We start from the raw sequence: 25,031 nt of genomic DNA on the forward strand, positions 1-25,031 counted from the left end.
GGTCTTCCTGAGCCGCATTCACTGTGCTGGGCTGCCCTGATGCTCGCCCGGTCCCGCAATCCCGGTCTGCGTTCCCTGCTCGCGGACTATCGGCCCTTGCCCGGTGTTGCCGACGAGTTGATGACCGCGGCGGGGGAGGTGCGTCCGCACTGGCTGCCGGTGCTCAACGAAATGGCACGCTACCGGCCCGCCGTCGTCTCGCAGCGCTTTGCGGTTGCCGATCGCCAGATCAAGAATTCCGGCGTCTATTACCGCGTCTACGACACGCCGGACGGGCGCGACCGGCCCTGGCCCCTCGCCCATGTGCCGCTGGTGATCCCCGATGCCGAATGGCGCGGCATCGAGGCGGGCATCGCGCAGCGGGCCCAGCTGCTCGAAACCGTGCTGTCGGACCTCTACGGGCCGGCCACGCTGGTGCGGGATGGTGCGCTGCCGGCTGCGGTGATCGCCGGCAATCCCGATTTCCAGCGTGCCGTGGCCGGCAGCACGCCGCTCGGCGGCGAGCACCTGGTCATCTATGCCGCCGATCTCGGGCGGGGACCCGATGGTCGCTGGTGGGTGCTCAAGGACCGCGCCCAGGCTCCTTCCGGCATGGGGTACGCGCTGGAGAACCGACTCGCCATCTCGGCCGCATTGCCGGCTCTCTACCGCGACATGCAGGTCGAGCGGCTGGCAGGCTTCTTCCAGGCCATGCGCTCCACCCTTGCCGCAAAGGCCGGGCGGGAGGGATCGCGCATCGGCCTGCTGACGCCGGGGCCCGCCAACGAGACCTATTTCGAGCACGCCTATCTCGCCCGCTATCTCGGTCTGCTGCTGGTGGAGGGCGCCGATCTCACCGTGCAGGACGGCACGGTCTATGTCCGCACCATCGAGGGACTGAAACGCATCGATGCCCTGGTGCGGCGCCTCGATGCCGACTTTGCCGATCCGCTCGAACTCAATGCCGGTTCGCGGCTCGGCGTGCCTGGCCTGGTCCAGGCCGTCCGGCAGGGTTCGGTTGCCCTGGCCAACAGCCTGGGGGCCGGCCTGGTCGAGGCGCCGGCCATGCTGGCTTTCATGCCGGCTCTGGCGCGCCGGCTCACCGGCAGCGATCTCATCCTCCCGAATGTCGCCACCTGGTGGTGCGGCGAGGCCGGGGCACGCGAGGAGGTCCTGCGCGATTTCGAACGGTTGGCAGTCCTGCCGGCTTTCACGCGCGAGGTCGCCGGCCTGACGCGCGGCGGTGCGAGCGCCGTGGCCGACCTGGATAAAAAGGGCCAGGCACGCCTGCGCGAAGTCGTGAAGGCCCATCCCCTCGAGGTGGTGGCCCAGGAAGTCGTCAGGCTCTCGACCATGCCGGTCTGGAACGGCAAGCGCCTGGAACCGCACCCCTTCACGCTGCGGGTCTACGCCGTCGCGACGCCGGAGGGCTGGAAGGTGATGCGCGGCGGCTTCTGCCGTGTCGGCGACAGCAATGACCCGCGTGCCCTGTCGATGCAGTTTGGCGGGCGTTCCGCCGATGCCTGGGTGACGTCGGAACGGCCTGTCGATCATGTCAGCCTGTTGCCGGCGCCCGGCAAGGTGGCAATCAAGCGCAGCCTCGGCCATCTGCCGAGCCGGGCGGCCGACAATCTGTTCTGGCTCGGGCGCTATCTCGAGCGCGCCGAGGCGACCCTGCGCGTCGTGCGGGCCGTGGGCGAGATCGCGGCGGAAGCCGACGAGGAGGTCGTCGCCGCCACGCAGCGCCTCACCGACCTGCTGGTCGCCTGGGGAGCGGCCAAGAATTCGGGAGCTGCCAAGAGCGAGAAGGCGGAGCCTGCCGCCTCCCGCAGAGCCGCCAAGGCACCGGTCGAGCCGGTTGCGATCGCCGAAGGCATCCTGCGCGACGTGCTCGACGGTGAGGAATATGGCGGCATGCCCGCTTTGATCGGCGCGGCGGCGCGCACCGCTTCCGCCATTCGCGAAAGGCTGTCGCGTGATGCGACACAGGCCATCGCCGATCTCGGCGCCATGGTGGTTGGCGATCGCAACCTGCCGTCGGCCGATAGGGCGGATCGCTATCTGCACACGCTGGCGGCGCTGTCAGGCCTTGCCCATGAGAACATGAACCAGCTCTCGGGCTGGCGTTTCCTGCGCATCGGGCATCATATCGAACGCTCCATCCAGACCTGCCGCCTTGCCCGCCGCCTGGCCGACGAGAGCGCCAGCGCCGACATGCTCGACGCCCTGCTGCGCGTGACGGACAGCCGCATCACCTATCGGGCCCGCTATCTGATGGGAACGCTGCGCCTGCCGGTACTCGATCTCGTCCTGCTCGACGACGGCAATCCCCGCTCGGTCGCCTATCAGATCATTCACGCTGCCGAGCATCTTGCGGCCCTGCCTCGTACGTCTAGGGACGGCGAAGTGGACGCGCTCACCCGCGCCATCCGGCTGATGCGGGCGGAGATCGAGACGACGCAGGCCGCCGACGTCGACGACCGCCTGATTCTCGGTTTGGAAAACCGGCTGCTCGCTTTGTCCTCGGAGTTGTCGGCCCGCTATTTCAACCAAGACGAAGCCATGGCCGAGATCGCCGAGGGGCTGGGGTGATGTCGTCCACACCATCATGCGTGAGATGTTTCACAACGCTATAATTCCGAAACTTTTAGGCTGAAGCGGAACGACCGGTGCTCTATCTCATCCGCCACACCACGACCTATCTCTACCGCACCGAAGTCGCGGCGGCTCGCTGTACGTTGCACCTCCAGCCTGAGACTGGTGGCAATCAGCGGGTATTCTCGGCCCAGCTCACCATCGCCCCCAAGCCGCTGGAGCAGACCGAGGCGGTCGACTTCTTCGGCAACCGCACCACCCATGTCCGCTTTGCCGGCACGGCTACCCGGCATCGCTTCGAGTCGCGCGTGCGCATCGAGGTCCAGCCTCGCGAGACGCCCCATGCCCTGCTGACCCCGTCCTGGGGCGAGGTCACCCAGAGCGCGCTGCTGGTGCCCGACCTCTGCGGTTCGGCGCCGGCACATTATCTGTTCGCCAGCCGTTTCGTACCGCTGCTCGCCGAGGCGCGCGACTATGCGCTTGCCTCCTTCGAACCGGGACGCCCGGTACTTGACGGGGCGATCGAGATGATGAAGCGCATCCATCGCGATTTCGTCTATGATCCCAACGCCACCGATATTTCGACCCCGCTCGACGTGGTGGCCCGCACGCGCCACGGTGTCTGCCAGGACTTCGCGCATTGGATGTTGGCGGGACTGCGTGCGATCGGTATTCCCGCCGCCTATGTTTCGGGTTATCTGCGAACCCATCCGCCGCCCGGCCAGGAACGGCTGGTGGGAGCGGATGCCAGCCATGCATGGGTTTCGGTATGGTGCGGTGCCGGGCTCGGCTGGGTCGATCTCGATCCGACCAATGCGGTGCCCGCGAATGAGGACCATGTGCGCGTCGCGGTCGGGCGCGACTATGCCGATGTCGCCCCGGTGGACGGCGTCGTCGTCGCTTCGGCCGGCCACAGCCTGCGCGTCTCCGTGGATGTCGCGCCGTTAGGATGATCGAAATGACTGCCAGGATCGGAATTCTGACCATCTCGGATCGCGCCAGCGCCGGGATCTACGAGGACAAGAGCGGCCCGGCCATCGCCGGCTTCATGCAACGTGTGCTGACCTCGCCCTGGGAGCCGGTGGCGCGGGTCATCGCCGACGAGCAGGACCTGATCGAGCGGACGCTGATCGAACTCGCCGACGAGGCGGGTTGTTGCCTCGTCTGCACCACCGGTGGCACGGGCCCGGCCCGGCGCGACGTTACGCCGGAAGCCACCGAGGCGGTGTGTGCCAAGATGATGCCGGGCTTCGGCGAACTGATGCGCCAGGAAAGCCTGAAATATGTGCCGACCGCCATCCTGTCGCGCCAGACGGCGGGCATTCGCGGCCGGAGCCTGATCGTCAACCTGCCGGGCAAGCCGGCCTCGATCGAGCAATGCCTGATGGCGGTCTTCCCCGCCATCCCCTATTGCATCGACCTGATCGAAGGTCCGCGGCTGGAGACGGATCCGGCTCTCTGCAAGGCGTTCAGGCCCGGTGGCTGATCGGCAGGCCGGACCCAGCAAGGAGCAAGGCCATGTTCAGCCATGTCACGGTCGGCGTCGGCGACCTCGAGCGCGCTGCTCGCTTCTACGATGCCCTGCTGGCGCCGCTCGGGCTGCGCCAGCGCCCCGTCACGCCCGATGATGGCCCGGACGCCCGCTGCTGGGTCGACCCCACCAGGCCGTTACCGCGTTTTTATGCCTACAATCCCTTCAACCGGCATCCCGCCACGGTCGGCAATGGCAGCATGGTCGCCTTCCAGGCCGCTTCGCCCGAGGCGGTCGACGCCGCCTATGCCGCGGGCATGGCGGTAGGCGGCGCCGACGAGGGGCGGCCAGGCGAAAGGCCACATTACGGCAAGGGCTATTACGGTGCCTATCTGCGCGATCCCGATGGCAACAAGATCCATATTGTCTATCGTGGCGACTTGATTGCGCCATAGAGAAAATTGCGATTCGAAGAGATCGAGATTTTCTCTAATCCTTTGTTTTGACGCATTTTCTTAATCGAAAAGTCGATCAACTTTTCTCGAAAGTGCTTTGACCGCCCGGAGCCAATAGTCGTGTTCAAGCCGCATGCGGGGCCGGGGCCTATCCGGATCGATTTCCTGCTGGTGCCGCAATTCTCGATGATGGCGTTCTCGGCTGCCGTCGAGCCTTTGCGCGTCGCCAACCGCATGGCCAGGCGGCAGGTCTTCGACTGGCGGGCCTGGTCGATGGATGGCGAGCCGGTCAAGGCTTCCAATGGCTGGCCGATCCCAGTGGGAGGCGCTCTGCCCTCCAGCGGCGACATTCCTACCTTGATCGTCTGCTCCAGCTTCGAGCCGGAGCACTATGCCAGCAAGGCGATGCTGGCTCGCTTGCGCCATCTCGCGCGCCGCGGCACCGAGATCGGCGCACTCGATACCGGGGCTTGGATCCTCGCTGCAGCCGGTCTGCTCAGTGGCGGCAAGGTCACCATGCATTGGGAGGCGGCGCCCGGCTTCGCCGAAGCCTTTCCGGACATCGAGATCAGCGAGGCCCTGTTCGAGGTGTCGGCCAAGCATTTCACCTGTGCCGGCGGCACGGCGGCGCTCGACCTGATGCTCGACATGATCGCCCGCCAATATGGGCAGGCCCTGGCGGTGGCCGTGTCCGAGCAGTTCATCCACGACAGGCTGCGCCCGCGCCACGACCGCCAGCGCATGAGCCTGCCCAAGCGGCTGGGGGTCGCCAATGGCAAGCTGATCCGCGTGGTGGCGGCGATGGAGGCCAATCTGGAGACGCCGCTCGACGCCGAGGCCCTTGCCGCCCTGTCCGGTGTCTCCGCCCGGCAGCTCGAACGCCTGTTCCGGGCCGAGCTCAAGGATTCACCGGCCAATTACTATCTGCAGCTCAGGCTGCAGCGCGCCCGCCTGCTTTTGCGCCAGACCGACATGAGCGTGATGGAGATCGCTATGGCCTGCGGCTATTCCTCCGCATCATGTCTTTCGCGATCCTATCGCGCGCATTTTGCGATAACGCCGCGCGAAGATCGGCGGGAAGGCGAAAATCCCGGCGTTCAAAAGCGCTGACCATGCCGGGACGGGCATGTTGCCGGCCGCCCCCTGGCCTGCCGAGTCAGGGCTTGAGCAACTTCCCGATGACCTTTGCGGTATAATCGACCATCGGCACCACGCGGGCATAGTTCAGCCGCGTCGGCCCGATCACGCCGAGCACGCCCACGATCTTCTGGTTGGCATCGCGGAAGGGCGCGGCGATCATCGAGGAGCCCGAGAGCGAGAACAGCTTGTTCTCCGAGCCGATGAAGATGCGCACGCCGTCGCCGCCCTCGGCACGGCCGAGCAGGTCGATCAGGTCCTTCTTGGCCTCGATGTCGGCAAAGAGCAGGCGGATGCGCTCCAGGTCTTCGCCGGCATGCAGGTCTTCCAGGAGATTGGCCTGGCCGCGCACGATGAGCTGCTGCGGCATGTCGGAAGGGCCGCCGCTCCAGCTTGCCAGGCCGGTATTGATCAGCTTGGTGGTGAGATCGTCGAGTTCGGCGCGCCCGGCATCGAGGGCGCTGCTCATCTCGCGCTTGAGGTCCTCGATCGTCTTGCCGCGAGCGCGGGCGTTGAGATAGTTGGAGGCCTCCACCAGCGCCGATGTCGGCAGCCCGACCGGCACGGTGATGACCCGGTTTTCCACCGCGCCTTCCTCGGAGACCAGGATGACCAGGGCCTGGGTGGGTTCGAGGCGTACGAATTCGATATGCTTCAGCCGCTGGTCGCGCTTGCCGGTGACGACCACGCCGGCACCGCGCGACAGGCCGGACAGGGTGGCCGAAGCCTCGATCAGCACGTCCTCGAGGGAGCGCGAGGATGTCCTTGCCCGGATCTGCGCGTCGATCTGGGCGCGGTCCTGCGCGGCGAGGTCGCCGAATTCCAGCATGGCGTCGACGAAGAAGCGCAAGCCGAGTTCGGTCGGCAGCCGCCCGGCGCTGGTATGCGGCGCCTGGATCAGGCCGAGCACTTCCAGGTCCTGCATGACATTGCGCACCGACGCGGGCGACAGCGAGGTGGGCAGCAGGCGCGAAATGTTGCGGGAGCCGACGGGCTCCCCGGTCGCAAGATAGGAATCGACGATCTGACGGAATATCTCGCGCGAGCGTTCGTTCAGCTGGGCAAGTTCACTCGAAGGAATGGTCGGCGTCACAGCGGACAAGGTCTGTCTCCTCGACGCTAATGTGACGAGCATTCGGCGATTGTTCAATGGTGGAATTGTAGTTTCCGCAGCGCTATGCAGATTCCTCCCTCGTTCAAGTTTCGCCTCTAGTCTCGTCAGCGCAAGGAGAACATGGTCATGGTCGATTCGGTTCCACCTTCCGCGAGCGCCGTCGTCGATTTCTGGGTCGCGGCGGGTCCCGAACGCTGGTTCGAGAAGGATGAAGGGTTCGATCGCGATTTTCGCACACGTTTCCTAACCCTGCATCAGGCTGCCATGCGTGGCGAACTCGCGGACTGGGAGGCGACGGCGCCCGGTGCGCTCGCGCTGGTGCTGCTGCTCGACCAGTTTCCGCGCAATGCCTTTCGCGATACGCCGGCGATGTATGCCGGCGATCCCCTGGCACGACAGGTCGCCGCCGCGGCTCTGGCTCATGGCCATGACCGCCGCATTGCGCCGGAGCTGCGTATCTTCTTCTATCTGCCCTTCATGCATTCGGAGGAGCTCGCCGACCAGGAGCGCTGCCTCGCTCTGTGCCGGACGCTGGAAGGCGACTATCTGAAGTATGCCGAGGAGCATCGCGACATCATCGCCCGCTTCGGCCGCTTTCCTCATCGCAATGATATTCTTGGCCGCATCTGCACGCCGGAAGAACGCCGTTTTCTCGACGAGGGCGGCTTTGCGGGCTGAAGCCCTCCGTCATTGCGAGCGCAGCGAAGCAATCCAGGAGCCACGTGTTTTACCAAGACTGGATAGCTTCGCTGCGCTCGCAATGACGCAGGCGCGGTCTCTCTGCCAAATCACGACTGTGGAGTTAGGCCCTGTCGATCACATGGAAGAAGGAGCCGGTGACCCGGCCGCGATGGCTGCCGAGGGCCCCCAGGGAGGTGCCGTTGGCATCGCTGACCTCGAAGAGCGGCGTGTCGCCGGAGCGCAAGGTGGTCGAGTAGTGAAACTCATGGCCGCGCACCAGGCTGCCACGGTTGCCGAGCGGGCAATCCTGCTTCAGTTCGGCGAGACGATAGCCCAGATTCATCTTGCGCTTGGCGAAGCTGGTTTCGAGGTCGAGCAGGCCGGTCATGCGGTGGGCCGTGCCTTCCGCATCCGTCAGGACCTGGCCGAGCACCATGTAGCCCCCGCATTCGCCATGCACGGGACGGGTCTGCGCGAACTGGCGCAGGGCTCGCTGGAAACGGGTGGCGGTGGCGAGCCGCGCGCCGTGGAGTTCGGGATAGCCGCCCGGCAGCCAGGCGATATCGGCATCCTCCGCCGGCCCCTCATCGGCCAGCGGCGAGAAGGGGATGATCTCGGCGCCCTGGCGGCGCCAGCCGGCGATCAGATGCGGATAGACGAAGGAGAAGGCGGCGTCGCGGGCCAGCGCGATGCGCTGGCCGGGCGGGCGTAAGCCCGCATCCTTGATATCGGCCGGCGGAAGACCTGCCTGGTCCAGCCCCGTCGGCAGTTTGGTCGGCCCGGCGAGGGACCGGATGGCCTCGATGCTGCAATGGGCCTCGACGAAATCCGCCAAAGCTTCCAGCCGCTGGTCGAGTTCGGCGGTCTCGTCGGCCTGGACCAGGCCGAGATGGCGTTCGGGCAGCACGAGGTCGGCATTGCGGGGCAGGACGCCGACCACGGGCAGGCCGGCCTCCTCGATGCCCTTGCGTGCCAAAGCCTCGTGCCGGGAGCTGGCGGCCTTGTTGAGCACCACGCCGGCAATGCGCACATCGGGGCGGAAACTGGCAAAGCCCTTGGCGACGGCACCGGCAGACTGGGACTGGCCGGAAATGTCGAGAACCAGCAGCACTGGCCAGCCCTGCCGCGCCGCGAGGCCGGAGGAGGAGCCGTCCCCGCTGGCACCGTCGCTGACAACGCCGTCGAACAGCCCCATCAGCGCCTCGCCGATGAAGAGCTCGGCATCGCTGCCGGCCTGGTGGATCAGGCTGTCGAGGAGGGCTGGGCGCATCGCCCAGCTGTCGAGATTGTAGCTCACCCGCGCGGCGGCCGCGGCATGAAAGCCGGGATCGATATAGTCGGGGCCGCATTTCATCGGCTGTACGGCAATGCCGCTGCGGGCGAGGGCGCGCAGCAGGCCGAGCACCAGAGTGGTCTTGCCGGAGCCGGAGCGGGGCGCGGCAATGAGAAGGCCGGGAGGGATCATCTGCCGTTCCTGCCTCGCCCGGGAGCGGCGCGCAAGAGCGTTTTGCGATTGGGCGTAACGCGGAGAATGGCAAAGGCAGCTCGGACCAAGGAGTTCGAGCAAAAGGGCGTTTTCATCAAAAGGCCGCCTTGCTTCAGAAGGCTTTGTCTGGAAATCCTCACCCCATTTCGGGGGGCCCCTTGAAACCCCCTTGGGCTTGCCCATATTGAGATTGTTCCGGAGTTGCCGGAACGGGGATGCCGTCAGGGTCCCACTTCAAAGTCGCTTCCTGCGAGGGCTTTGCAATGTCGCGCGTACCAACCTTGAACTCGCCCTTCCTGCTCGGTTTCGATGAGATCGAACGAGCGCTGGACAGGGTCGCCAAAGCCGCCAATGACGGCTATCCGCCCTATAATATCGAGCGGGTCGGTTCCTGTGATCGACCACCCGAGCGGTTGAGAATCACCCTCGCCGTCGCTGGCTTCAGCCGCGAGGAGCTTGACGTCTCGATCGAGGAAAACCAGCTCGTCATCCGCGGGCGCCAGGTGGACGACAAATCCCGCGTCTTCCTGCATCGCGGCATCGCAGCCCGCCAGTTCCAGCGCACTTTCCTCCTCGCCGATGGCATGGAGGTGATGGGTGCGGATTTGAAGAACGGGCTGCTTTCCGTCGATCTGATCCGCCCGGAGCCCGAGCGCGTCGCCAAGCGCATCGACATCGCGGTGCGGGACTGACGAACCGCTTGCTTTTTTTCCATTGTATTCAACGTTCAGGAGGGTCCCATGATCCGGAACGATAAGACTGCTGTGCCTACTCCCGAGATGCTGGCCGCCCTGGGCGCCGGGCATGTCGCCTATGTCAAGCCGATCATGTCGGAGGATGCCATGCGGCTCTATCCGCAGCTCGGCGAAATCCGTCCCGGCTTGAAGCTGTTCACCCTCAATGCCGCCGACGGCACGCCGATCATGATCGCCGACTCGGCCGAGGGCGCGGTGGCCAATGCCTGGGAACAGGAACTGGTGCCGGTTTCCCTGCACTGAGCAGCTCACGAGAAGTGCATCCGCCAGGAGCGGATCCAGGGCGGCGAAGCGCAAGCTTCGTCGCCTTTTTTACGCCGAGACCAACCGGCGAAGCGCAAGCTTCGTCGCCTTTCTTATGTTGAGGCCAACCGGCGAAGTGCGGGCTTCGTCGCCTTCTCTATCGAGATATGCCCCGGCTTCGTCGCGCTTCAGGCGAGCGGGGGTGATGCGGCGGGCATCTCGATCTGGCCGGTGGTGGCCGGTGCGCTCGCCTGAGGGCGCTTGTACAGGAAGTACCAGGCGAGGCCGCCGACGACCAGGATGGCGATGATGAGATAGAGCCAGGTCATACTGCCGCTCGATTGTGGTGGCGGCGGGGGAGCGGCCTGGTGCTGGACCTGAGGGCTGGGAGACGGCTTGGTGTCGAGAGTCGAGCGGCTGGCTGGTGCTGCCGTTTCGCCGGATCCGAGGGTCGACGTGCCCGCCTGAGGTCCCGGTGCGGCCGAACCCAGCGTGGATTGCGGCGGCGTGGTCCGGAAGGCGCCGCTGACCGCCGTGTCCAGGCCTTGCAGAAAGCCACTATCGGCAAGTCCCGCCGCGAGGCTGGCCGGGAGTGCCGCCGTGATCGCCTGTTTTTCGCCCGCAAAGAGCGTGGCCACCGCATTGCCGTCCGCCCAATTCTCCGGCGACTGGTTGCCGAGGGCGCCGACGACGGCCGGGCCGACAAGACCGAGCACGGAAGCGGCGGCCTGCGGTGGGGCGCCGGTGGCCTGGCCGAGGACATTGGCCAACTGGTTGACGCCTTCGGCGCCGAGCAGGGAGGTCAGCACGTTGCCGCCGCTGGCCAGGGCATTGGCATCGCCGCTGGTCACGCCGGCAGACAGCGTGTCGAACAGGCCTGGATCCTGGCTGGAGATCAGGTCGGAAATGCCCTTGGCCCCGTCGGGAGAAGAGGCTTCGCTGGCGAAGGCCCCGAGCACGGAGGGAATCGCGGCACCGACCAGTTTTCCGGCCAGGGCCGGGTCGATGCCGATGATTGCAGCGGCGCGCTCGATGAGATCAGGGGTGATCAATTGGGAGACGAGGCTGGGAAGATTGATGGCCATTTCATTCCTCGTGTCAGAAAATTTATGGATACCTTAGTACCCAATCGTCTCCGTTGCAAAATTCAATGGCGTGGGGCCGGCTGTTCTTGCCGTCCGCCCAGTGCCCGGCGGAATGGCGTTTCACGAAGATTCAAATTCCTTTACGGAATAGGAAAGATTTGAATTTCGTATGTCGCGCCGAACCTCGTTTCGAGGATTGCCGCTTGGCTGATCGCCCGGCCAGGCGGTGCGCCATCATGGCCGAGCGAAGATTATCCTGCTCTTCGAGCGGTCAGGCCGAGCGGCTGGCACCTACCGGCAGCACGATCACCTTGGTGCCGACGGGAACGCGCTTGTAGAGATCGATGATGTCCTGGTTGGTCAGCCGGATGCAGCCGGACGAGACCTTGGTGCCGATGGCGGATGGGTTGGTGGTCCCATGCAGGCGATACAGCGTGTCGCGGCCGCCGCTATAGAGATAGAGCGCGCGGGCGCCCAGCGGGTTGCTGGGGCCGCCGGCCATGCCGGACCGATAGCGGCCATATTGCTTGGGATTGCGGGCGATCATGGTGGGGGTCGGGGTCCAGCGCGGCCAGGTGGCCTTGCGCGCGATGATCGCCTCGCCCTGGAAATTGTACTCCGCGACCTTGCCGACGCCGACCCCGTAGCGCAGCGCCTTGCCGTTGCCCTGGATCAGATAGAGGAAACGCTTGTTGGGGTCGACGACGATGGTGCCGGTCTTTTCCGATGATTGATAGGAAACCTCGCGGCGCCAGAAACGGGGCGCCACGCTGGCCAGATCCACGGCCTTGATCGGGTAGGCGCCATCCCTGGAGCCGGCATAGAGGGCGGCATAATGGGGGTCGAGCGCCTCGGCCGTTTCCGATGTGGCGGCGGGGGCGTTCCGGGCCTCCTCGGGCTTGACGATGGGCAGGGCGGCGAGCTGTGTGCTCGCGCCCGCCTGCGGGGCAACGGCCGGGGTTGCCAGAGAGGTGTCGATCTTCGCGCTCGTCGTGACGCAGCTTGCAAGCATCAGCGGCAAGGCCAGAAGGATAATGCTTCGTGCCAGTATCATTTTAGTCCAGATATGTGCTGTTCTTATTCGTCCGCGCCTGCCGGAGCTCGGAAGCTGCGGCGGCGTCTCGGTGAGACTGGGGCGTAGGCAGCCATTGCGGCAGGATTGTGCGCCCGCGGCGAGCTTGTCGGCGGCGGATGCAAAAGCGCCCGAGGGTGTGTTCTTCCGGCAACAAGATTGTCGTACCGCTTGCTCTAGCTGGTTCGGCCTTCCCCGAGGGGCCAGGTCACGCTGAAGCTGAAAGGCGCGAAGCGCGCATGGGGCAGGCCGGCGGCTGCGAGGGCCTCGGCCACCCATTGATTGCAGGTGTTGAACGGTCCGTAGCGCCCCCTGGCGAGATAGAAGGCTTCGAGCCCCGTGCCGCCGGGGCGCTGCTGGGCCTTGCCGGCGGTGTCCGGCTGCAGGCTCGCACGAATATGGGCGATCAGGGCCTGCCGGCCTTCCCTGTCAACCGCAAGCGGCAGGCAGTCGGGATTGGCAACCGGCGGATTGACGGCGACCACCCTGAGGGCGGTGTCGTGCCGGCCGGCAAGGGCCGCCAGGGCCGTCGATATCCTGGTGTCGGCCCAGGTCGGCGTGTCCTGGAAAAAGACGAGGTCGCCCCAACCGAAGGCCAGATAGGCCTCGCTGGGCAGGTCGGCGGGCGTGACGGCCGGAAACAGCCCCGCCCAATCGACCAGCGCGTCCCGGCTCGGCATCACGATGTCGGTATGGGCGAGGGAGGCGCACAGATAGAGGGGCGGCTCGCTGTCGGCCTGCTGGGCTCGCCCAGGCGCAGGCAGGAGTGCGAAGCCGATGGCGGCAAGCAAGAAGCCGAGAAGGGCGAGGAACGGCAGGGCGGCGATTGCGGACAGGAGGCGCAGGCTCTGCGAGAGCCGCGTGCGCCCCATCGTTCCGGCCACAACCCCGCTGGCGGGATCAGGCATGCTGCGAAGACGCCTGCAAGGCTCCCCCCATGATGGTCGAACGCTTTTTCGCGATTCGAGATGATTCCGCCGAATCGCAAAACGCCTCGTGCGCGCAAACCAACTGAACCGGTTCGATCATAAGGCTCGGATGGGAGAAAGACGAGGGCCGTCGCGAGACGGAGGTGTTCTCAGGCCTTGTCGGTCAGGCCGCGGTAGACCTTGGCTGGCCAGGTCAGGGCATCGGGAAGCGCTCGGGCGATGCTGCTGGCAAAATCGGAGGCCGAGCCGCTGCTCCACTGCCCTTGGACCACCGGGGCCAGTTGGACGCCCACCCCGATCAGATAGACGATGATCAACAAGGATAGAATGGCACGCATGGTGAACTCTCCCCAGACGGCCACACCCGACATGGCCCTGCATTCGGCCGGAGTGTCGCGGAACTTCGTGGCGGCAGCGTGATCGCCGGCACAATCCCGTAACGCAGCGGTTTGCGGGGACGGACCTTGTCGAGGCCGTCGTTCAATCGGGCCCTCGGCCGTTGCGCTCGGCCTCAATTGCCTTCAGGCGATCATGCACGCGCACCATGGCCTTGCGGACGGCGAGCTTGGCCTTCAGGGCAGCGATACCGCTCGTCGCGCAATTCGGAGAAGCAAAGTCGAGACAGGGAATGCCACGCTCCAGCCGCTCGGCGGAGAGAACACCGCAATCCTCGAACAACAGGCACGGCTCCTGGCCACTGCTCGGACCGGTCAGATGCATTCCCATCGTTACTCTCCCCTGGTTCTGTTTGTAAGCTAACAATCTCCCAGGGGCGTGATAGGGGCGTGACCGGGCTTTTCGGGACGTGCCGTCGCAGGCCTTGCGCAAAGCCGTCTGTCCCGGAGATAATCGCGAGCCTTGTAACGTGGCGGTCACACGCGATAAGCCAGTGCTCTCCAGAGCAAAGCGCGTTTAGACGGAAACGCTTGTTTGCTCTCACTCTTTGGTTCGATGCGTTTTGCGATTCTTGGCGTCACCGCTAAATCGCAAGACGCTCTGGCGCGCGGCTGAACGCAATTTGCCAGGCCTGCAACATCGCGACGGGGCTGCGGTATATGGCATTTCGACCCTTGGACTATGACGAGCACCCGACCGTTCTCGCGGCCGAGTATCAGCGTATCAAGGCGAGCCTGTCCGACAACGAGGCGATGCTGCTCGCCTGCCTCACCAATGTGCTGAACGAATTGCCGGATTGGCTGGACGGGGACTATGCCGCCGGCAGCGCGCTCGACCATGCCAACACGGCGATCGAGGCGATGCTGCGGGGCTCCGGCTTGCTGCCGATTCCCCCTGAAGCCCGCGAACGGGCCGAGAGGCTGCGCGACGACAGCTGAAACCCGAGACGATAGCTGAAACCTGGAGCAAAGCGCGTTCAAGCGTGAACGCTTATTTGCTCCCACTCTTTGTTTCCAAGCCAATCCAAAGGATTGGCTAAGGCGTTTTGCGATTCTTGGTGATTCCACCAAATCGCAGAACGCCTTAGGGCTCGGGCGTGAGCGATGCTCTGCGTCTCGAGGCCCCGAAATGCAAAAGGCTCGACGGGCCGTTAGCCACGTCGAGCCTTTCCGAAATTGGTGCCCAGAAGAGGACTCGAACCTCCACACCTTGCAGTACACGGACCTGAACCGTGCGCGTCTACCAATTCCGCCATCTGGGCGCGGGGGTCTTCTAGGGGGGCGGAGAGCCGATGTCAACGCCCATTTGCAGTTCTTGCGACAGCTTGATGAAACCGCCGCAAAACCGGCGTTCTGCCTTGCGTTTGACACCTTGCTGGGCTTGTCTGCGGCGGAGTTCGAATGGAGTGAATGCCTTGGCCGCAGCGATTCTCGACGAGGCCCTGCTTTATGATGGCTGGAACCGCCTGCTGATGGTCAAGGCCCGCACGCCCGGTGGCGCGGTGATTCACCGCAGCGTCGAGGATCACGGCGATGCGGTGACGGTTCTGCCCTTCGATCCCGAGCGCCGGCTGGCGTTGCTGGTGCGCCAGTTGCGCGTTGCGATTCTCAAGGGACATGGCGTGGAGGCCTCGCTCGAGGCACCGGCCGGTATCCTGGACGAGGACGATCCGGCCGATTGCGCCCGGCGCGAGGCGATGGAGGAGGCAGGGCTGGAACTGAAGGCCCTGGTCCCGCTCGGGGCGGCCTTCGTGATGCCGGGCATCTCGACCGAGAAGATGCACATGTTCCTGGCCGAATATGCGGCGGCGAGCCGCGTGGGCGCCGGCGGCGGCCTGGCGGAGGAGAACGAAGAGATCGAAGTGATCGAGATCGGGCTGAAGGATCTAGCCGCCATGGCCGACCGCGGCGAGCTTTCCGATCTCAAGACCTACGCCCTGGTGCAGACGCTCCGGCTGAAGCGGCCGGAGCTGTTCTGACCATCACGTCATCCCGTGCGCGATGCGCCACGCAGTGCTGCTTCGCAGACATGGGATCGCGTTAGGAGAAAGGCTCTTTATTCTGCTCGCGGTCCCGGATCTGCGCCGCATCACTGTGTGCTGCGGCTTGTCCGGGATGACGGTGAGCTTACTTCTTGACGCTGCGGGCGCCCTTGGCGATGTCGCCGACCAGCGCCAGCACGGCCGGCACCGTCTTCTCCGTCGCCTTGTTGTCGGCATCGAGGCTGCTGCGTACCGCTTCCACTAGGGCCGAACCCACTACCACGCCGTCGGCGCCCTCGGCGATGGCCCGGGCGTGCTCGGCGGTCTTGACGCCGAAGCCGACGCAGACCGGCAGGTCGGTGTGCTGCTTGATGCGGCCGACGGCGCCGGCCACCACGCCGAAATCGGGCGTGGCCGAGCCGGTGATACCGGTGATCGAGACATAATAGACGAAGCCCGAGGTGTTCTGCAGCACCTTGGGCAGGCGCTTGTCGTCGGTGGTCGGCGTCGCCAGGCGGATGAAGGCGATGCCGGCCTTCAGCGCCGGCAGGCAGAGCTCGTCATCCTCTTCCGGCGGCAGATCGACCACGATCAGGCCGTCGACCCCGGCGGCCTTGGCATCGACCAGGAAGCGTTCGACGCCATAGATGTAGATCGGGTTGAAATAGCCCATCAGGATGATCGGCGTGGCATCGTCGTTTTTGCGGAATTCGCGGATGACGCCGAGCGTCTTGGTCAGCGTCATGCCGGCCTTGAGGGCCCGCAGGCCCGCAGCCTGGATCGCCGGGCCGTCGGCCATTGGATCGGTGAAGGGCATGCCGAATTCGATGATGTCGGCGCCGGCAGCCGGCAGGCCGGCAAGGATCTTGGCGGAAGTCTCGATATCGGGATCGCCGGCGGTGACGAAGGTCACCAGGGCGGCGCGCTTTTCGGCGGCCAGGGTGGCGAAGCGGGCGGTGAGGCGGCTGGTCATGGGGTCACAGGCTCGGAGCAGGGGGCGGCAGGATGGGATGGCGCGAGGTCATAGCGACGTTCCCAAAATCTCGGCAACCTGCGGTACGTCCTTGTCGCCGCGGCCGGAGAGGCTGACCACCATCAGGTGATCCTTGGGCCGCTTCGGTGCGAGCTCGGCCACCCGCGCGAGGGCGTGGGCCGATTCGAGCGCGGGAATGATGCCCTCCAGGCGCGACAGTAGCTGGAAGGCGTCGAGCGCCTCCTGGTCCGTCGCGGACATGTAGGTGGCGCGGCCGACCTCGTGCAGCCAGGAATGTTCCGGCCCGATGCCGGGATAGTCGAGGCCGGCGGAGATGGAATGGGCTTCCTCGATCTGGCCGTCGGCATCCATCAACAGATAGGTGCGGTTGCCGTGCAGCACGCCGGGGCGGCCGCCGGCGATCGAGGCGGCGTGCAGGCTGGTGAGGCCGTGCCCGGCCGCTTCCACCCCGATGATCTCGACGGAGGGCTCGTCGAGGAAGGGATGGAACAGGCCCATGGCGTTGGAGCCGCCGCCGATGCAGGCGATCACGCTGTCGGGCAGGCGACCCTCGGTCTCCATCATCTGCTCGCGCGTCTCGCGGCCGATGATCGACTGGAAATCGCGCACCATGCCCGGATAGGGATGGGGCCCGGCCACGGTGCCGATGCAGTAGAAGGTGTCGTGCACATTGGTGACCCAGTCGCGCAGCGCCTCGTTCATGGCGTCCTTGAGCGTCTTGGCGCCGGACTGCACGGGAATGACCTCGGCGCCGAGCATCTTCATGCGGAAGACGTTGGGAGCCTGGCGGGCGACGTCGACGGCGCCCATATAGACCACGCATTTCAGGCCGAAGCGGGCGCAGAGCGTGGCGGTGGCGACGCCGTGCTGGCCGGCGCCGGTCTCGGCGATGATGCGCGGCTTGCCCATGCGGCGCGCCAGCATGATCTGGCCGAGCACATTGTTGACCTTGTGGGAGCCGGTGTGGTTCAGCTCCTCGCGCTTCAAATAGATCTTAGCGCCGCCGAAATGCTCGGTCAGCCGCTCGGCGAAATAGAGCGGGGAGGGGCGGCCGACATAGGTGGACAGGTGTCCCGCCATCTCCTTGTGGAAGGCAGGGTCCGCCTTGGCCTGCTTGTAGGCCTCCTCCAGCGACAGGATCAGCGGCATCAGCGTCTCGGCGACGAAGCGCCCGCCGAACTGCCCGAAATGACCGCGCTCATCGGGTCCGTTGCGGAAGGAATTGAGCTTGGGGGTCTCGGTCATCGTTGCGGCCTGTTGTCAGCGGGATGACGTGAAGGAGGCGCGCGCCCTCTCCACGAAAGCCCTGATCTTGTCGGGGTTCTTCACGCCGGGCCGGTCTTCGACGCCCGACGAGACGTCGACCCCGTCGGGGGTGCTGATGCGGATGGCTTCGGCAACATTGGCGGGATCGAGCCCGCCCGATAGCATGAAGGGCAGGGTGCGGTCGAGATGCTTGAGCAGCGTCCAGTCGAATGTCACGCCGTTGCCGCCGGGATGGGCGGCGTCCTTCGGGGGCTTGGCGTCGAGCAACAGCCAGTCGGCCACGCCGCGATAGGCGGCTGCCCCTTCGAGATCGGCGGCGCTGGAGACACCGATCGCCTTCAGGACCGGCAGGCCGTAGCGGGCCTTGACGGCCGCCACACGCTCGGGACTTTCCTTGCCATGCAGCTGCAGCCCGTCGGGGGCGAGGGCGGCTACGATGGCGTCGAGCCTGGCATCGTCGGCATCGACGGAGAGGGCAGTTTTGCGCGCACGGCCCGAGACCTGCGCGCCCAGCTGGGCCGCCAGATCATAGCCGATATGGCGGGGCGATTTCTCGAAGAACACGAAGCCGACCATGTCGGCGCCGGCGGCCAGAGCCGCTTCCAGCGTGTCGGGGGTGGAGAGACCGCAGATCTTGATCAATGCCATAATGGCGTCGAGATAGTTGCATCCGGCGCGCATTGCCAGTGAAATCAGGATGGAGCAGGGGAGAGAGTGCGAATGTTCCCGAAAGGGTGGTTCGTCGGCGGGGTCGCGGTGATGGCCGGGCTGGTGGTGATGGCGGGGCCGGCCGAGGCGTCGCTGTGCTATGCCCGCGACTACGATACCGCCCATCTCGTCAAGCATGTCGACCAGCGCGTGACCCGTATCACCGTGCGTCTCCTGGCCGACAATGGCTCGGGCATCGGTGTCGGCCTGTGGTTCCGGGGCGACAAGCGCCAATGGTGGGCGGGCGGCGGCTGCCGCCAGCAGGGAGCCGTGTTCGCCTGCACCCTGGACGGTGACGGCGGCAAGCTCACCGCGACGCAGAATGCCAAGGGCATCCGCCTCGACGTTCCCGCTGCGGGCATGCAGGTGGAGCATCCCGATGCGCAGGGCAACGCCACCTTCCAGGCCGTCGACGGGCCGGAACACCGGATCTTCCTGCTCTGGCCGGCGCCGGAGGCCACATGCGAGCCGCAGAATTGAGGGCTAGCCGCCACCCCTCATCCCCCTGCCGGGACCTTCTCCCGCAAGGGGAGAAGGGGATCTATCCTGCGGGTCCCGAGCGAAATGAACTCCATTCGACCAACGCGAGGTCTTACGACGTCTTGGCCCCTTCTCCCCTTGCGGGAGAAGGTCCCGGCAGGGGGATGAGGGGAGAATCGGCGCCCTTGCTTTTTCTGCTCGGGCTCGTTGCCACAACCCTTCTCCCTACCCCCGCCCTTGCCGCCGACCTGCCCCCAGGCTTCGTCCGCCTGGCCGAGGTCGCGCCCGGCATCCGGCAGGACATGCGCTATGCCGGTTCGCACAATTTCATCGGCCGGCCTGTCGCCGGCTATGACAGCCCGGCTTGCTGGCTCAAGCGCGAGGCGGCGCAGGCGCTGGCCGCGGCGGCCCGCGACCTCGAGAAGCGCCAGTGGCGGCTCGTCGTCCATGATTGCTACCGGCCCAGGCGTGCCGTTGCCGATTTCGTCGCCTGGGCCAGGGATGCCGCGGACCAGCGGACCAAGGCCGAATTCTATCCCCGCACACCCAAATCGCGATTGTTCGCGCTCGGCTATGTCGCCCGCGCTTCATCCCATTCCAAGGGCATTGCCGTCGATGTCGGGGCGGAACGGGTCGATGCGGCCGGGCAGGTCTCGCCTCTCGATTTCGGCGGCGGCTTCGACCTGTTCGACGAGATGTCGTGGACCGCGAGCAAGGCGGTTTCGACTGAGGCCGCCGCCAATCGCAAGGCCCTCGTCGCCGCCTTCGCCGCGCATGGCCTTGCCAATTATGCGCGGGAATGGTGGCATTTCAGCCTGCCCGGCGCCGTGGCGGCGCCGGCCTATGACGTGGTGATCAGGGAACCCTGAACGCTATTTCTTCGGGCGCTTGGCGCCCTGGGTGTTCAGATACACCGCATAGAGCGACGTGGTGCCGCAAATATAGAGGCGGTTGCGCTTGGGGCCGCCGAATTCGACATTGGCGACGACTTCGGGGATGAGCACCTTGCCGATCAGCGTGCCGTCGGGGGCGTAGCAGATCACGCCTTCGCCGGACGAGGTCCAGACATTGCCGTGGATGTCGACGCGCAGTCCGTCGAACAGGCCGGCCGGTGAGGTGGCGAAGACCTTGCCGCCCGAGAGCGTGATGCCGTCCTCGCCGACGTCGAAGACGCGGATGTGGCGCGGGCCGTCCTCGACATGGGTGGCGCCGGTGTCGACGATGTAGAGCCTGGATTCGTCGGGGGAGAAGGCAAGGCCGTTGGGCTTGACGAAATCGGTGGCCACGGCCGTGAGCTTCCCGCCGCGCGGGGGGATGCGATAGACATAGGAGGCGCCGATTTCTGAGGGCGCCGCGTCGCCCTCATATTCGGAATCGATGCCATAGGTCGGGTCGGTGAACCAGATCGAGCCGTCCGACTTCACCACCGCGTCATTGGGCGAGTTCAGGCGCTTGCCTTCATATTTGTCGGCCAGGATGGTGCGGCTGCCGTCATGCTCGATGCGGCTGACGCAGCGCCCGCGATGCTCGCAGGCGATCAGGCGGCCTTCGCGGTCGACGGTGTGGCCGTTCTGGTTGCGGCTGTCATGGTCGTAGACCGAGACCGAGCCGTCGGTCTCGTCATAGCGCATCAGCCGGTTGTTCGGGATATCCGACCAGATCAGATATTTGCCGGCCGGAAAATAGGCCGGACCCTCTGCCCAGCGCGTGCCGGTATAGAGCTTGTCGAGCTGGGAATTGCCGAAGATGAGCGCCTTGAAGCGCGGATCGACGACCACGAATTCCTTGGGGAGCATGTCGGTTCCTCGTTGTTTCATACCAAGCCTCGAGAATGCATCGGCATTTTCGAGGCTTGGTATTGGTTGGCCGCATGGAACGACAATTGCCCGGCAAAATCAATTCATCGGACAAAAGAAAACGGCGCGGAAACCGCGCCGTGGAGTGGATATTTTTCGGAGCGCGGACATCTTGTCCGCCCTTGGGAGCGCCGAACTTGACGGTGAAGCAAGAGGCGGACTGGAAGCCCGCGCTCCAAGACGCCCTCACTGGCCCGTCTTGACCCGGGTCCAGGTGCGGGTGACCAGCGTCTGCACCTTGGCCGCGTAGGGCTGCACGGTATAGGTCTTGGCCAGCATGTCGTCGTTGAGATAGATCTGCGGATTGTCGGTGATCGCCTTGTCGACCAAGGGCTTGGCCGCCAGCACGCCCGAGGCGAACTTGGTGGCATCGGCGTTCTTGGCCGCGACATCGGGACGGATCATGTAGTTGATGAAGGCATGAGCCGCATCGACATGCTTGGCGTCCTTGGGAATGGCCATGGTGTCCATCGACATCAGCGTACCTTCCTGGGGCACGACATAATCGACCTTCACGCCGTTCTTGGCTTCCTCGGCACGCGCCTTGGCCTGATAGGTGTCGCCGGCCCAGCCGATGGCGAGGCAGATGTCGCCATTGGCGAGCGCATTGATATATTCGGACGAGTGGAACTTCTTCACATAGGGGCGGACACCCTCGAGCAGCTTGCCGGCTGCCTCGATGTCCTTCTTGTCGGTCGAGCCCGGTTCCTTGCCGAGATATTTCAGGGCGGCGGTGAGGACGTCCTCAGGGCTGTCGAGGAAATAGACGCCGCAATCCTTGAACTTGGCGAGGTTCTCGGGCTTGAACACCACGTCCCAGCTGTTCATCGGTTTGTCGCCGTACACGGCCTTGGCCTTGTCGACATTGTAGGCGATGCCGGTGGTGAACCAGGTGTAATCGACGAGATACTCATTTCCAGGATCGTAGACCGCAAGATTTTCCATGATCTTGGGCCACAATTCCTTGTAGTTCGACAATTTGGACTTGTCTATTTTCTGGAATACGCCTGCCTTGATCTGGCGCGATGCGAAGGTCGCGGAGGGGAAGACGACGTCATAGCCGGAATTGCCGGCGAACAATTTGGTTTCCAGCACTTCGTTGGAATCCATGGTGTCGTAGACCACCTTGATTCCGGTTTCCTTGGTGAAATCTTCGAGCACAGTCGGGCCAATGTAATCCGACCAGTTATAGACGTTGACGACCTTGTCCTCGGCCATGGCCTGGCCCGCGAGCAACGCCACGGCCGTGGCCGCGAGAGCCAGTTTCTTGAAGGCTGACATCGGGAACACCTCCTCTGGGTGAGCGCCGCGCATTCCCGGACGCGACGCTGGCGTGCGAAAGCTAGAACCCCTGCTGAACTTGCTCAAGCCTTCCGAAGGGTTTTTGGTGACGTTTTATATAGCAAGTCCGTTACCGGTCAGGAGTGGGGCTGCGAAACTACAGATAGGTCTCATATTCCAGGCTCGAGATGCGGCGCTCGAACTCGGCGCATTCGAGTTCCTTCATCACCGCATAGACTTCGGCGAAGTGCTCGCCGAAATGCCGGCGGGCGAACTCCGAGGCCCGGAACAGGGTGACGGCCTCCTGCATCGAGCCCGACAGCCTGGGAGCGCCGAGATCATAGGCATTGCCGATGATCGGTTCGGGGGCCGGCATCTTCTTCTCCATGCCTTCATGCATGGCGGCCAGGATGGCGGCGAGGACGAGATAGGGATTGGCGTCGGCGCCGGCGATGCGGTGCTCGATGCGGGTGGCGGCCGGGCTGCCATTGGGGATGCGCACCGCCACCGAGCGGTTGTCATAGCCCCAGGTCAGCGAAACCGGCGCGTAGGAGCCCGGCATCAGGCGGCGGAAGCCATTATAGCTCGACACGAACAGCAGCGCCGTCTCGGGGATATGGGTCAGCATGCCGCCGACGGCATGGCGCAGGGTGTCGGCGCCGGTATCCGGTTTGGCGAAGACATTGGCACCCTCGGCATCGAGGAGGCTGGCATGGATGTGCATGCCCGAGCCGGCAGTGTCGAGATAGGGTTTGGGCATGAAGCTGGCGACGAGGCCGTGCTTGCGTGCCACGCCTTGGATCATGCGGCGCAGCAGCACGGCATCGTCGGCCGCCGCCATGGCATCGTCGCGATGGTAGAGATTGATCTCGAACTGGCCGGGCGCCGCCTCGGAAATCACCGAATCGGCCGGCAGGCCCTGGATCTTGGCGGCCTCACGCATCTCCTGGATCACCGGCGCGAAGGTGTCGAGATCGGAGATCGAATACATGTTCTGGCGAGCGGGGCCCGTATCGCGGTGGAATACCGTCTTGGGCGTCTCGCCTGGCTTGCTGCCGCCTTGCAGCAGATAGAATTCGAGCTCGAAGGCCACCACGGGCTTGAGGCCGAGGGCGGTGAGCTTGTCGAGCTGGGCCTTGAGGATATGGCGCGGATCGAGCATCCAGGGCCGGCCATCCGGCAGATACATCGAGATCAGCGCCTGCATGGCGGGCTGGGAGGACCAGGGCACCGGCTTGAGCGTACCAGGAATCAGGCGGCACAGGCCGTCCTTGTCGCCGGTCTCGATATGAATGCCGGTTTCCTCGACCTCGCGTCCCCAGACGTCGAGGCCGAACATGGATTGCGGCATCGCCACCCCGTCCTTGAGGACCTTGTCGATCGCCGAGCCGGGCAGCCATTTGCCGCGGAGAATGCCGTTGGTGTCGGGAAGCAGCACTTCGATGACGTCGACTTGCGGGGCCGAAGACAAGCCAGCCGCGTCGCCGGCGAGTTTGTTCACGCCGTGCGTTTGGAATCCCATGGTACACCGGGGTTGTGAATGCGTCGTATCTTGACGCATCCTTCATCTGCACTAATTGTGATCACAAATTTGTGCGGTGTCAAATGGAGTCCGTTTTGCCCATGCCGAGTTCGCCCAAGTCGAGCAGCAGCGAGCCCGCCAGCAAACTGGCACCCGTGCATGACAAGGTCTATGCGGCGATCCGCAGTGGCCTTGTCGGCGGGCAGTTCGTCCCAGGCAGGGCCGTGACCCTGCGGGGGCTGGCCGAGATGCTCGGCGTCAGTCCGATGCCCGTCCGGGCCGCGGTGACGCGATTGGTCACCGAGGGCGCCCTGACCCTGACCGCGACGCGCCGGGTCAGCGTTCCCCTGATGACGCCGGCCCGCTTCGAGGAACTGGTGCGCGTGCGCATGCTGCTGGAAGGAGAGGCGGCCGAAAGGGCGCTACCCGCCATCGACGCCGAACGCCTCGCCGCCATCCGGATGCATGACGACGAGGTCGAGCGTTGCCTCGCCGAAGACGATGCCGAAGGCTATATGCGGGCCAACCATGCCTTCCATTTCGCCATCTACACGGCGGTGCCCTCGTCGGTGCTGTTGCCGCTGATCGAGACGCTCTGGCTGCAATTCGGCCCGTTCATGCGCCTCGTCTATGAGGACCTCGACATGAGCGGCCTCGTCGACCAGCATCATCGCGCCATCACCGCCATCGAGCGGGGCGACGCCAAGGGGCTGCGCGATGCCATCGAGGCCGATATCGGCGACGGCATGCGCATCATCGGCAAGATGGCGTTGGGCTAGAAAGAAGGAGGGCGGGATGCGCGGAATGTCAGCCGAAAGCTGACACCCCTAGGCACGGTTCTTGCTAGCGTCCCTGCGATAAGAAAGGCCGCGAGGGGCCAAAGCGCGCTGCTAGGACGCAGCATTTTGTCCTCAAACTGTCGCAATCGCGGAGAAATATGCTCCAGCTTCCAAAGTGCATCGAACGGTGAAGCGCATGCGTTTGAACAAAATTCTCTATTTTGGCGATTTTGTACTCTGCCCTGCTGCGGCCTTCGGCCTGCTTGTCTTGACTCTTCTGCAGCATGACGCCACTGCCGTCGGCATCTGGGCGATGGCTTTCGTGCTGGGCTGCATCGGTTGGACTTTCGTGGAATATGCGGTGCATCGCTGGGTCTACCACGCGGTTCCCTTCTTCGACCGCATGCACGATGCCCATCACCAGGAGCCCAAGGGCATGATCGGCGCGCCCTCCTTCCTGAGCGTGGGCGTGATTTTCCTGGTGTTCTACGTGCCGCTTTATTTCGCCAATCATGCCTTTGCCGGCGGCTTCACCAGCGGGATCCTACTCGGCTATGTCGCCTATATGCTGGTGCACCACGCCTCGCATCACTGGCCGTCGAAGCCGGGAAGCCTGCTCTATCGCCTGCGTCTGGCCCATATGGTGCATCATTATCGCGGCGAGGAAGGCAATTACGGCGTGGTCACTTCCTTCTGGGACCACATCTTCTCCACCTATGTCGAGCCCCAGCGGCGGCGGGCATCCTGATCGAGCAAACGATTGGCT

At 65.0% G+C, this 25,031-nt stretch carries 27 protein-coding genes and 1 tRNA gene; 14 read left to right on the forward strand and 14 right to left on the reverse strand.

The genetic code is table 11. The annotated features are described in order from the left end of the window. The first annotated feature begins 39 nt into the window (after window positions 1-39). The 5 genes from ACTJKX_RS15770 to ACTJKX_RS15790 all read left to right on the forward strand — a co-directional run bounded on the left by ACTJKX_RS15770 (window position 40) and on the right by ACTJKX_RS15790 (window position 5,610). The gene (locus ACTJKX_RS15770; RefSeq protein ID WP_394314201.1) at window positions 40-2,571 is read left to right on the forward strand and encodes a circularly permuted type 2 ATP-grasp protein; all 2,532 of its coding nucleotides are present in this window, start codon (window positions 40-42) and stop codon (window positions 2,569-2,571) included. A gap of 77 nt (window positions 2,572-2,648) precedes the next feature. Continuing rightward, window positions 2,649-3,527, forward strand: coding sequence for a transglutaminase family protein (locus ACTJKX_RS15775; protein WP_440725828.1), 879 nt, complete (start codon window positions 2,649-2,651; stop codon window positions 3,525-3,527). A 5-nt stretch (window positions 3,528-3,532) separates the two neighbouring features. Then, window positions 3,533-4,060 carry a molybdopterin adenylyltransferase gene (gene mog / locus ACTJKX_RS15780; protein ID WP_394314198.1) on the forward strand — a complete coding sequence of 176 codons (528 nt, stop codon included), beginning with the start codon at window positions 3,533-3,535 and terminating at the stop codon, window positions 4,058-4,060. A gap of 32 nt (window positions 4,061-4,092) precedes the next feature. Then, complete coding sequence (locus ACTJKX_RS15785) at window positions 4,093-4,500, forward strand: VOC family protein (RefSeq protein ID WP_394314197.1); 408 nt, start codon at window positions 4,093-4,095, stop codon at window positions 4,498-4,500. A gap of 120 nt (window positions 4,501-4,620) precedes the next feature. Continuing rightward, complete coding sequence (locus ACTJKX_RS15790; RefSeq protein ID WP_440725829.1) at window positions 4,621-5,610, forward strand: GlxA family transcriptional regulator; 990 nt, start codon at window positions 4,621-4,623, stop codon at window positions 5,608-5,610. Window positions 5,611-5,656: 46 nt separating this feature from the next. On the opposite strand, the gene hrcA is transcribed toward ACTJKX_RS15790, so the two are convergent. Next, window positions 5,657-6,730, reverse strand: coding sequence for a heat-inducible transcriptional repressor HrcA (hrcA, locus tag ACTJKX_RS15795; protein WP_394314208.1), 1,074 nt, complete (start codon window positions 6,728-6,730; stop codon window positions 5,657-5,659). A gap of 147 nt (window positions 6,731-6,877) precedes the next feature. Between hrcA and ACTJKX_RS15800 the strand changes: the two genes are divergently transcribed. Continuing rightward, entirely contained in the window at window positions 6,878-7,429 is a 552-nt protein-coding gene (locus tag ACTJKX_RS15800) for a DUF924 family protein (RefSeq protein ID WP_440725830.1), read from the forward strand. A gap of 124 nt (window positions 7,430-7,553) precedes the next feature. Here the strand turns inward: ACTJKX_RS15800 and ACTJKX_RS15805 are convergent, their stop codons facing one another. Further along, window positions 7,554-8,897 (reverse strand): cobyrinate a,c-diamide synthase, encoded by a 1,344-nt coding sequence (locus ACTJKX_RS15805; protein WP_440725831.1) that lies wholly within the window; start codon window positions 8,895-8,897, stop codon window positions 7,554-7,556. 284 nt (window positions 8,898-9,181) lie between these two features. Between ACTJKX_RS15805 and ACTJKX_RS15810 the strand changes: the two genes are divergently transcribed. Beyond that, window positions 9,182-9,610: an Hsp20 family protein gene (locus ACTJKX_RS15810; protein ID WP_068293755.1), complete on the forward strand. Its 429-nt coding sequence runs from the start codon at window positions 9,182-9,184 to the stop codon at window positions 9,608-9,610. Window positions 9,611-9,658: 48 nt separating this feature from the next. After that, entirely contained in the window at window positions 9,659-9,916 is a 258-nt protein-coding gene (locus tag ACTJKX_RS15815) for a DUF1150 domain-containing protein (RefSeq protein WP_311943662.1), read from the forward strand. A gap of 188 nt (window positions 9,917-10,104) precedes the next feature. Here ACTJKX_RS15815 and ACTJKX_RS15820 read toward each other — a convergent pair whose 3' ends face one another. The 5 genes from ACTJKX_RS15820 to ACTJKX_RS15840 form a co-directional block, all read right to left on the reverse strand. Next, entirely contained in the window at window positions 10,105-11,001 is an 897-nt protein-coding gene (locus ACTJKX_RS15820) for a DUF937 domain-containing protein (protein ID WP_440725832.1), read from the reverse strand. A 271-nt stretch (window positions 11,002-11,272) separates the two neighbouring features. Further along, entirely contained in the window at window positions 11,273-12,013 is a 741-nt protein-coding gene (locus ACTJKX_RS15825) for a L,D-transpeptidase (protein WP_440725833.1), read from the reverse strand. 236 nt (window positions 12,014-12,249) lie between these two features. Beyond that, a complete protein-coding gene (locus tag ACTJKX_RS15830; protein ID WP_440725834.1) occupies window positions 12,250-12,981 on the reverse strand; it encodes a DUF2459 domain-containing protein in 732 nt (243 codons plus the stop codon). A gap of 170 nt (window positions 12,982-13,151) precedes the next feature. Next, on the reverse strand, window positions 13,152-13,373 hold the full coding sequence (locus tag ACTJKX_RS15835; protein WP_394314189.1) for a hypothetical protein: 222 nt from the start codon (window positions 13,371-13,373) through the stop codon (window positions 13,152-13,154). 109 nt (window positions 13,374-13,482) lie between these two features. Next, window positions 13,483-13,728: a hypothetical protein gene (locus ACTJKX_RS15840; protein WP_394314187.1), complete on the reverse strand. Its 246-nt coding sequence runs from the start codon at window positions 13,726-13,728 to the stop codon at window positions 13,483-13,485. Between the two features lie 329 nt (window positions 13,729-14,057). Here ACTJKX_RS15840 and ACTJKX_RS15845 point away from each other — a divergent pair, with 329 nt between their 5' ends. Continuing rightward, the gene (locus ACTJKX_RS15845; protein ID WP_146126940.1) at window positions 14,058-14,336 is read left to right on the forward strand and encodes a hypothetical protein; all 279 of its coding nucleotides are present in this window, start codon (window positions 14,058-14,060) and stop codon (window positions 14,334-14,336) included. Between the two features lie 238 nt (window positions 14,337-14,574). Here the strand turns inward: ACTJKX_RS15845 and ACTJKX_RS15850 are convergent. Continuing rightward, window positions 14,575-14,659, reverse strand: a tRNA-Leu gene (locus ACTJKX_RS15850). Window positions 14,660-14,812: 153 nt separating this feature from the next. On the opposite strand from ACTJKX_RS15850, the gene ACTJKX_RS15855 reads away from it, so the two are divergent. Further along, on the forward strand, window positions 14,813-15,376 hold the full coding sequence (locus ACTJKX_RS15855; RefSeq protein WP_440725835.1) for an NUDIX domain-containing protein: 564 nt from the start codon (window positions 14,813-14,815) through the stop codon (window positions 15,374-15,376). Between the two features lie 148 nt (window positions 15,377-15,524). Here the strand turns inward: ACTJKX_RS15855 and trpA are convergent, their stop codons facing one another. Genes trpA through ACTJKX_RS15870 form a run of 3 tightly spaced genes read right to left on the reverse strand, consistent with a single transcriptional unit; the run spans window position 15,525 to window position 18,290 of the window. Next, window positions 15,525-16,352, reverse strand: coding sequence for a tryptophan synthase subunit alpha (trpA, locus tag ACTJKX_RS15860; RefSeq protein ID WP_440725836.1), 828 nt, complete (start codon window positions 16,350-16,352; stop codon window positions 15,525-15,527). 48 nt (window positions 16,353-16,400) lie between these two features. Further along, on the reverse strand, window positions 16,401-17,618 hold the full coding sequence (trpB, locus tag ACTJKX_RS15865; RefSeq protein WP_440725837.1) for a tryptophan synthase subunit beta: 1,218 nt from the start codon (window positions 17,616-17,618) through the stop codon (window positions 16,401-16,403). 15 nt (window positions 17,619-17,633) lie between these two features. Next, window positions 17,634-18,290: a phosphoribosylanthranilate isomerase gene (locus ACTJKX_RS15870; RefSeq protein ID WP_437178696.1), complete on the reverse strand. Its 657-nt coding sequence runs from the start codon at window positions 18,288-18,290 to the stop codon at window positions 17,634-17,636. 69 nt (window positions 18,291-18,359) lie between these two features. Between ACTJKX_RS15870 and ACTJKX_RS15875 the strand changes: the two genes are divergently transcribed. Together ACTJKX_RS15875 and ACTJKX_RS15880 are read left to right on the forward strand one after the other, a co-directional pair. Next, window positions 18,360-18,827: a hypothetical protein gene (locus ACTJKX_RS15875; protein WP_440725838.1), complete on the forward strand. Its 468-nt coding sequence runs from the start codon at window positions 18,360-18,362 to the stop codon at window positions 18,825-18,827. Between the two features lie 185 nt (window positions 18,828-19,012). Further along, window positions 19,013-19,696 carry a M15 family metallopeptidase gene (locus ACTJKX_RS15880; protein WP_394314181.1) on the forward strand — a complete coding sequence of 228 codons (684 nt, stop codon included), beginning with the start codon at window positions 19,013-19,015 and terminating at the stop codon, window positions 19,694-19,696. 3 nt (window positions 19,697-19,699) lie between these two features. Here ACTJKX_RS15880 and ACTJKX_RS15885 read toward each other — a convergent pair whose 3' ends face one another. The 3 genes from ACTJKX_RS15885 to ACTJKX_RS15895 all read right to left on the reverse strand — a co-directional run bounded on the left by ACTJKX_RS15885 (window position 19,700) and on the right by ACTJKX_RS15895 (window position 23,465). After that, complete coding sequence (locus ACTJKX_RS15885; RefSeq protein WP_311943687.1) at window positions 19,700-20,623, reverse strand: SMP-30/gluconolactonase/LRE family protein; 924 nt, start codon at window positions 20,621-20,623, stop codon at window positions 19,700-19,702. A gap of 246 nt (window positions 20,624-20,869) precedes the next feature. Beyond that, complete coding sequence (locus ACTJKX_RS15890) at window positions 20,870-21,964, reverse strand: polyamine ABC transporter substrate-binding protein (RefSeq protein ID WP_376717763.1); 1,095 nt, start codon at window positions 21,962-21,964, stop codon at window positions 20,870-20,872. Between the two features lie 157 nt (window positions 21,965-22,121). Continuing rightward, window positions 22,122-23,465, reverse strand: coding sequence for a glutamine synthetase family protein (locus ACTJKX_RS15895; protein ID WP_440725839.1), 1,344 nt, complete (start codon window positions 23,463-23,465; stop codon window positions 22,122-22,124). Between the two features lie 122 nt (window positions 23,466-23,587). Here ACTJKX_RS15895 and ACTJKX_RS15900 point away from each other — a divergent pair, with 122 nt between their 5' ends. Further along, the gene (locus ACTJKX_RS15900; protein WP_440725840.1) at window positions 23,588-24,265 is read left to right on the forward strand and encodes a GntR family transcriptional regulator; all 678 of its coding nucleotides are present in this window, start codon (window positions 23,588-23,590) and stop codon (window positions 24,263-24,265) included. Window positions 24,266-24,461: 196 nt separating this feature from the next. After that, a complete protein-coding gene (locus ACTJKX_RS15905) occupies window positions 24,462-25,013 on the forward strand; it encodes a sterol desaturase family protein (protein ID WP_440725841.1) in 552 nt (183 codons plus the stop codon). Window positions 25,014-25,031 lie beyond the last annotated feature (18 nt).

This window comes from Labrys sp. 22185 (assembly GCF_052045555.1).
GTDB lineage: Bacteria > Pseudomonadota > Alphaproteobacteria > Rhizobiales > Labraceae > Labrys > Labrys neptuniae.

Excerpts from the sequence above, each read along its gene's own strand:
- ACTJKX_RS15820 (WP_440725832.1), bottom strand. The coding sequence starts at position 11,001 with ATGGCCATCAATCTTCCCAGCCTCGTCTCCCAATTGATCACCCCTGAT.
- trpA (WP_440725836.1), bottom strand. The coding sequence starts at position 16,352 with ATGACCAGCCGCCTCACCGCCCGCTTCGCCACCCTGGCCGCCGAAAAG.
- ACTJKX_RS15845 (WP_146126940.1), top strand. The coding sequence starts at position 14,058 with ATGGCATTTCGACCCTTGGACTATGACGAGCACCCGACCGTTCTCGCG.
- ACTJKX_RS15835 (WP_394314189.1), bottom strand. The coding sequence starts at position 13,373 with ATGTCGGGTGTGGCCGTCTGGGGAGAGTTCACCATGCGTGCCATTCTA.
- ACTJKX_RS15905 (WP_440725841.1), top strand. The coding sequence starts at position 24,462 with ATGCGTTTGAACAAAATTCTCTATTTTGGCGATTTTGTACTCTGCCCT.
- ACTJKX_RS15885 (WP_311943687.1), bottom strand. The coding sequence starts at position 20,623 with ATGCTCCCCAAGGAATTCGTGGTCGTCGATCCGCGCTTCAAGGCGCTC.
- mog (WP_394314198.1), top strand. The coding sequence starts at position 3,533 with ATGACTGCCAGGATCGGAATTCTGACCATCTCGGATCGCGCCAGCGCC.
- ACTJKX_RS15785 (WP_394314197.1), top strand. The coding sequence starts at position 4,093 with ATGTTCAGCCATGTCACGGTCGGCGTCGGCGACCTCGAGCGCGCTGCT.
- ACTJKX_RS15900 (WP_440725840.1), top strand. The coding sequence starts at position 23,588 with ATGCCGAGTTCGCCCAAGTCGAGCAGCAGCGAGCCCGCCAGCAAACTG.
- trpB (WP_440725837.1), bottom strand. The coding sequence starts at position 17,618 with ATGACCGAGACCCCCAAGCTCAATTCCTTCCGCAACGGACCCGATGAG.
- ACTJKX_RS15770 (WP_394314201.1), top strand. The coding sequence starts at position 40 with ATGCTCGCCCGGTCCCGCAATCCCGGTCTGCGTTCCCTGCTCGCGGAC.
- ACTJKX_RS15800 (WP_440725830.1), top strand. The coding sequence starts at position 6,878 with ATGGTCGATTCGGTTCCACCTTCCGCGAGCGCCGTCGTCGATTTCTGG.
- ACTJKX_RS15810 (WP_068293755.1), top strand. The coding sequence starts at position 9,182 with ATGTCGCGCGTACCAACCTTGAACTCGCCCTTCCTGCTCGGTTTCGAT.
- ACTJKX_RS15830 (WP_440725834.1), bottom strand. The coding sequence starts at position 12,981 with ATGCCTGATCCCGCCAGCGGGGTTGTGGCCGGAACGATGGGGCGCACG.
- ACTJKX_RS15825 (WP_440725833.1), bottom strand. The coding sequence starts at position 12,013 with ATGCTTGCAAGCTGCGTCACGACGAGCGCGAAGATCGACACCTCTCTG.
- ACTJKX_RS15805 (WP_440725831.1), bottom strand. The coding sequence starts at position 8,897 with ATGATCCCTCCCGGCCTTCTCATTGCCGCGCCCCGCTCCGGCTCCGGC.
- ACTJKX_RS15890 (WP_376717763.1), bottom strand. The coding sequence starts at position 21,964 with ATGTCAGCCTTCAAGAAACTGGCTCTCGCGGCCACGGCCGTGGCGTTG.
- ACTJKX_RS15815 (WP_311943662.1), top strand. The coding sequence starts at position 9,659 with ATGATCCGGAACGATAAGACTGCTGTGCCTACTCCCGAGATGCTGGCC.
- ACTJKX_RS15875 (WP_440725838.1), top strand. The coding sequence starts at position 18,360 with ATGTTCCCGAAAGGGTGGTTCGTCGGCGGGGTCGCGGTGATGGCCGGG.
- ACTJKX_RS15840 (WP_394314187.1), bottom strand. The coding sequence starts at position 13,728 with ATGGGAATGCATCTGACCGGTCCGAGCAGTGGCCAGGAGCCGTGCCTG.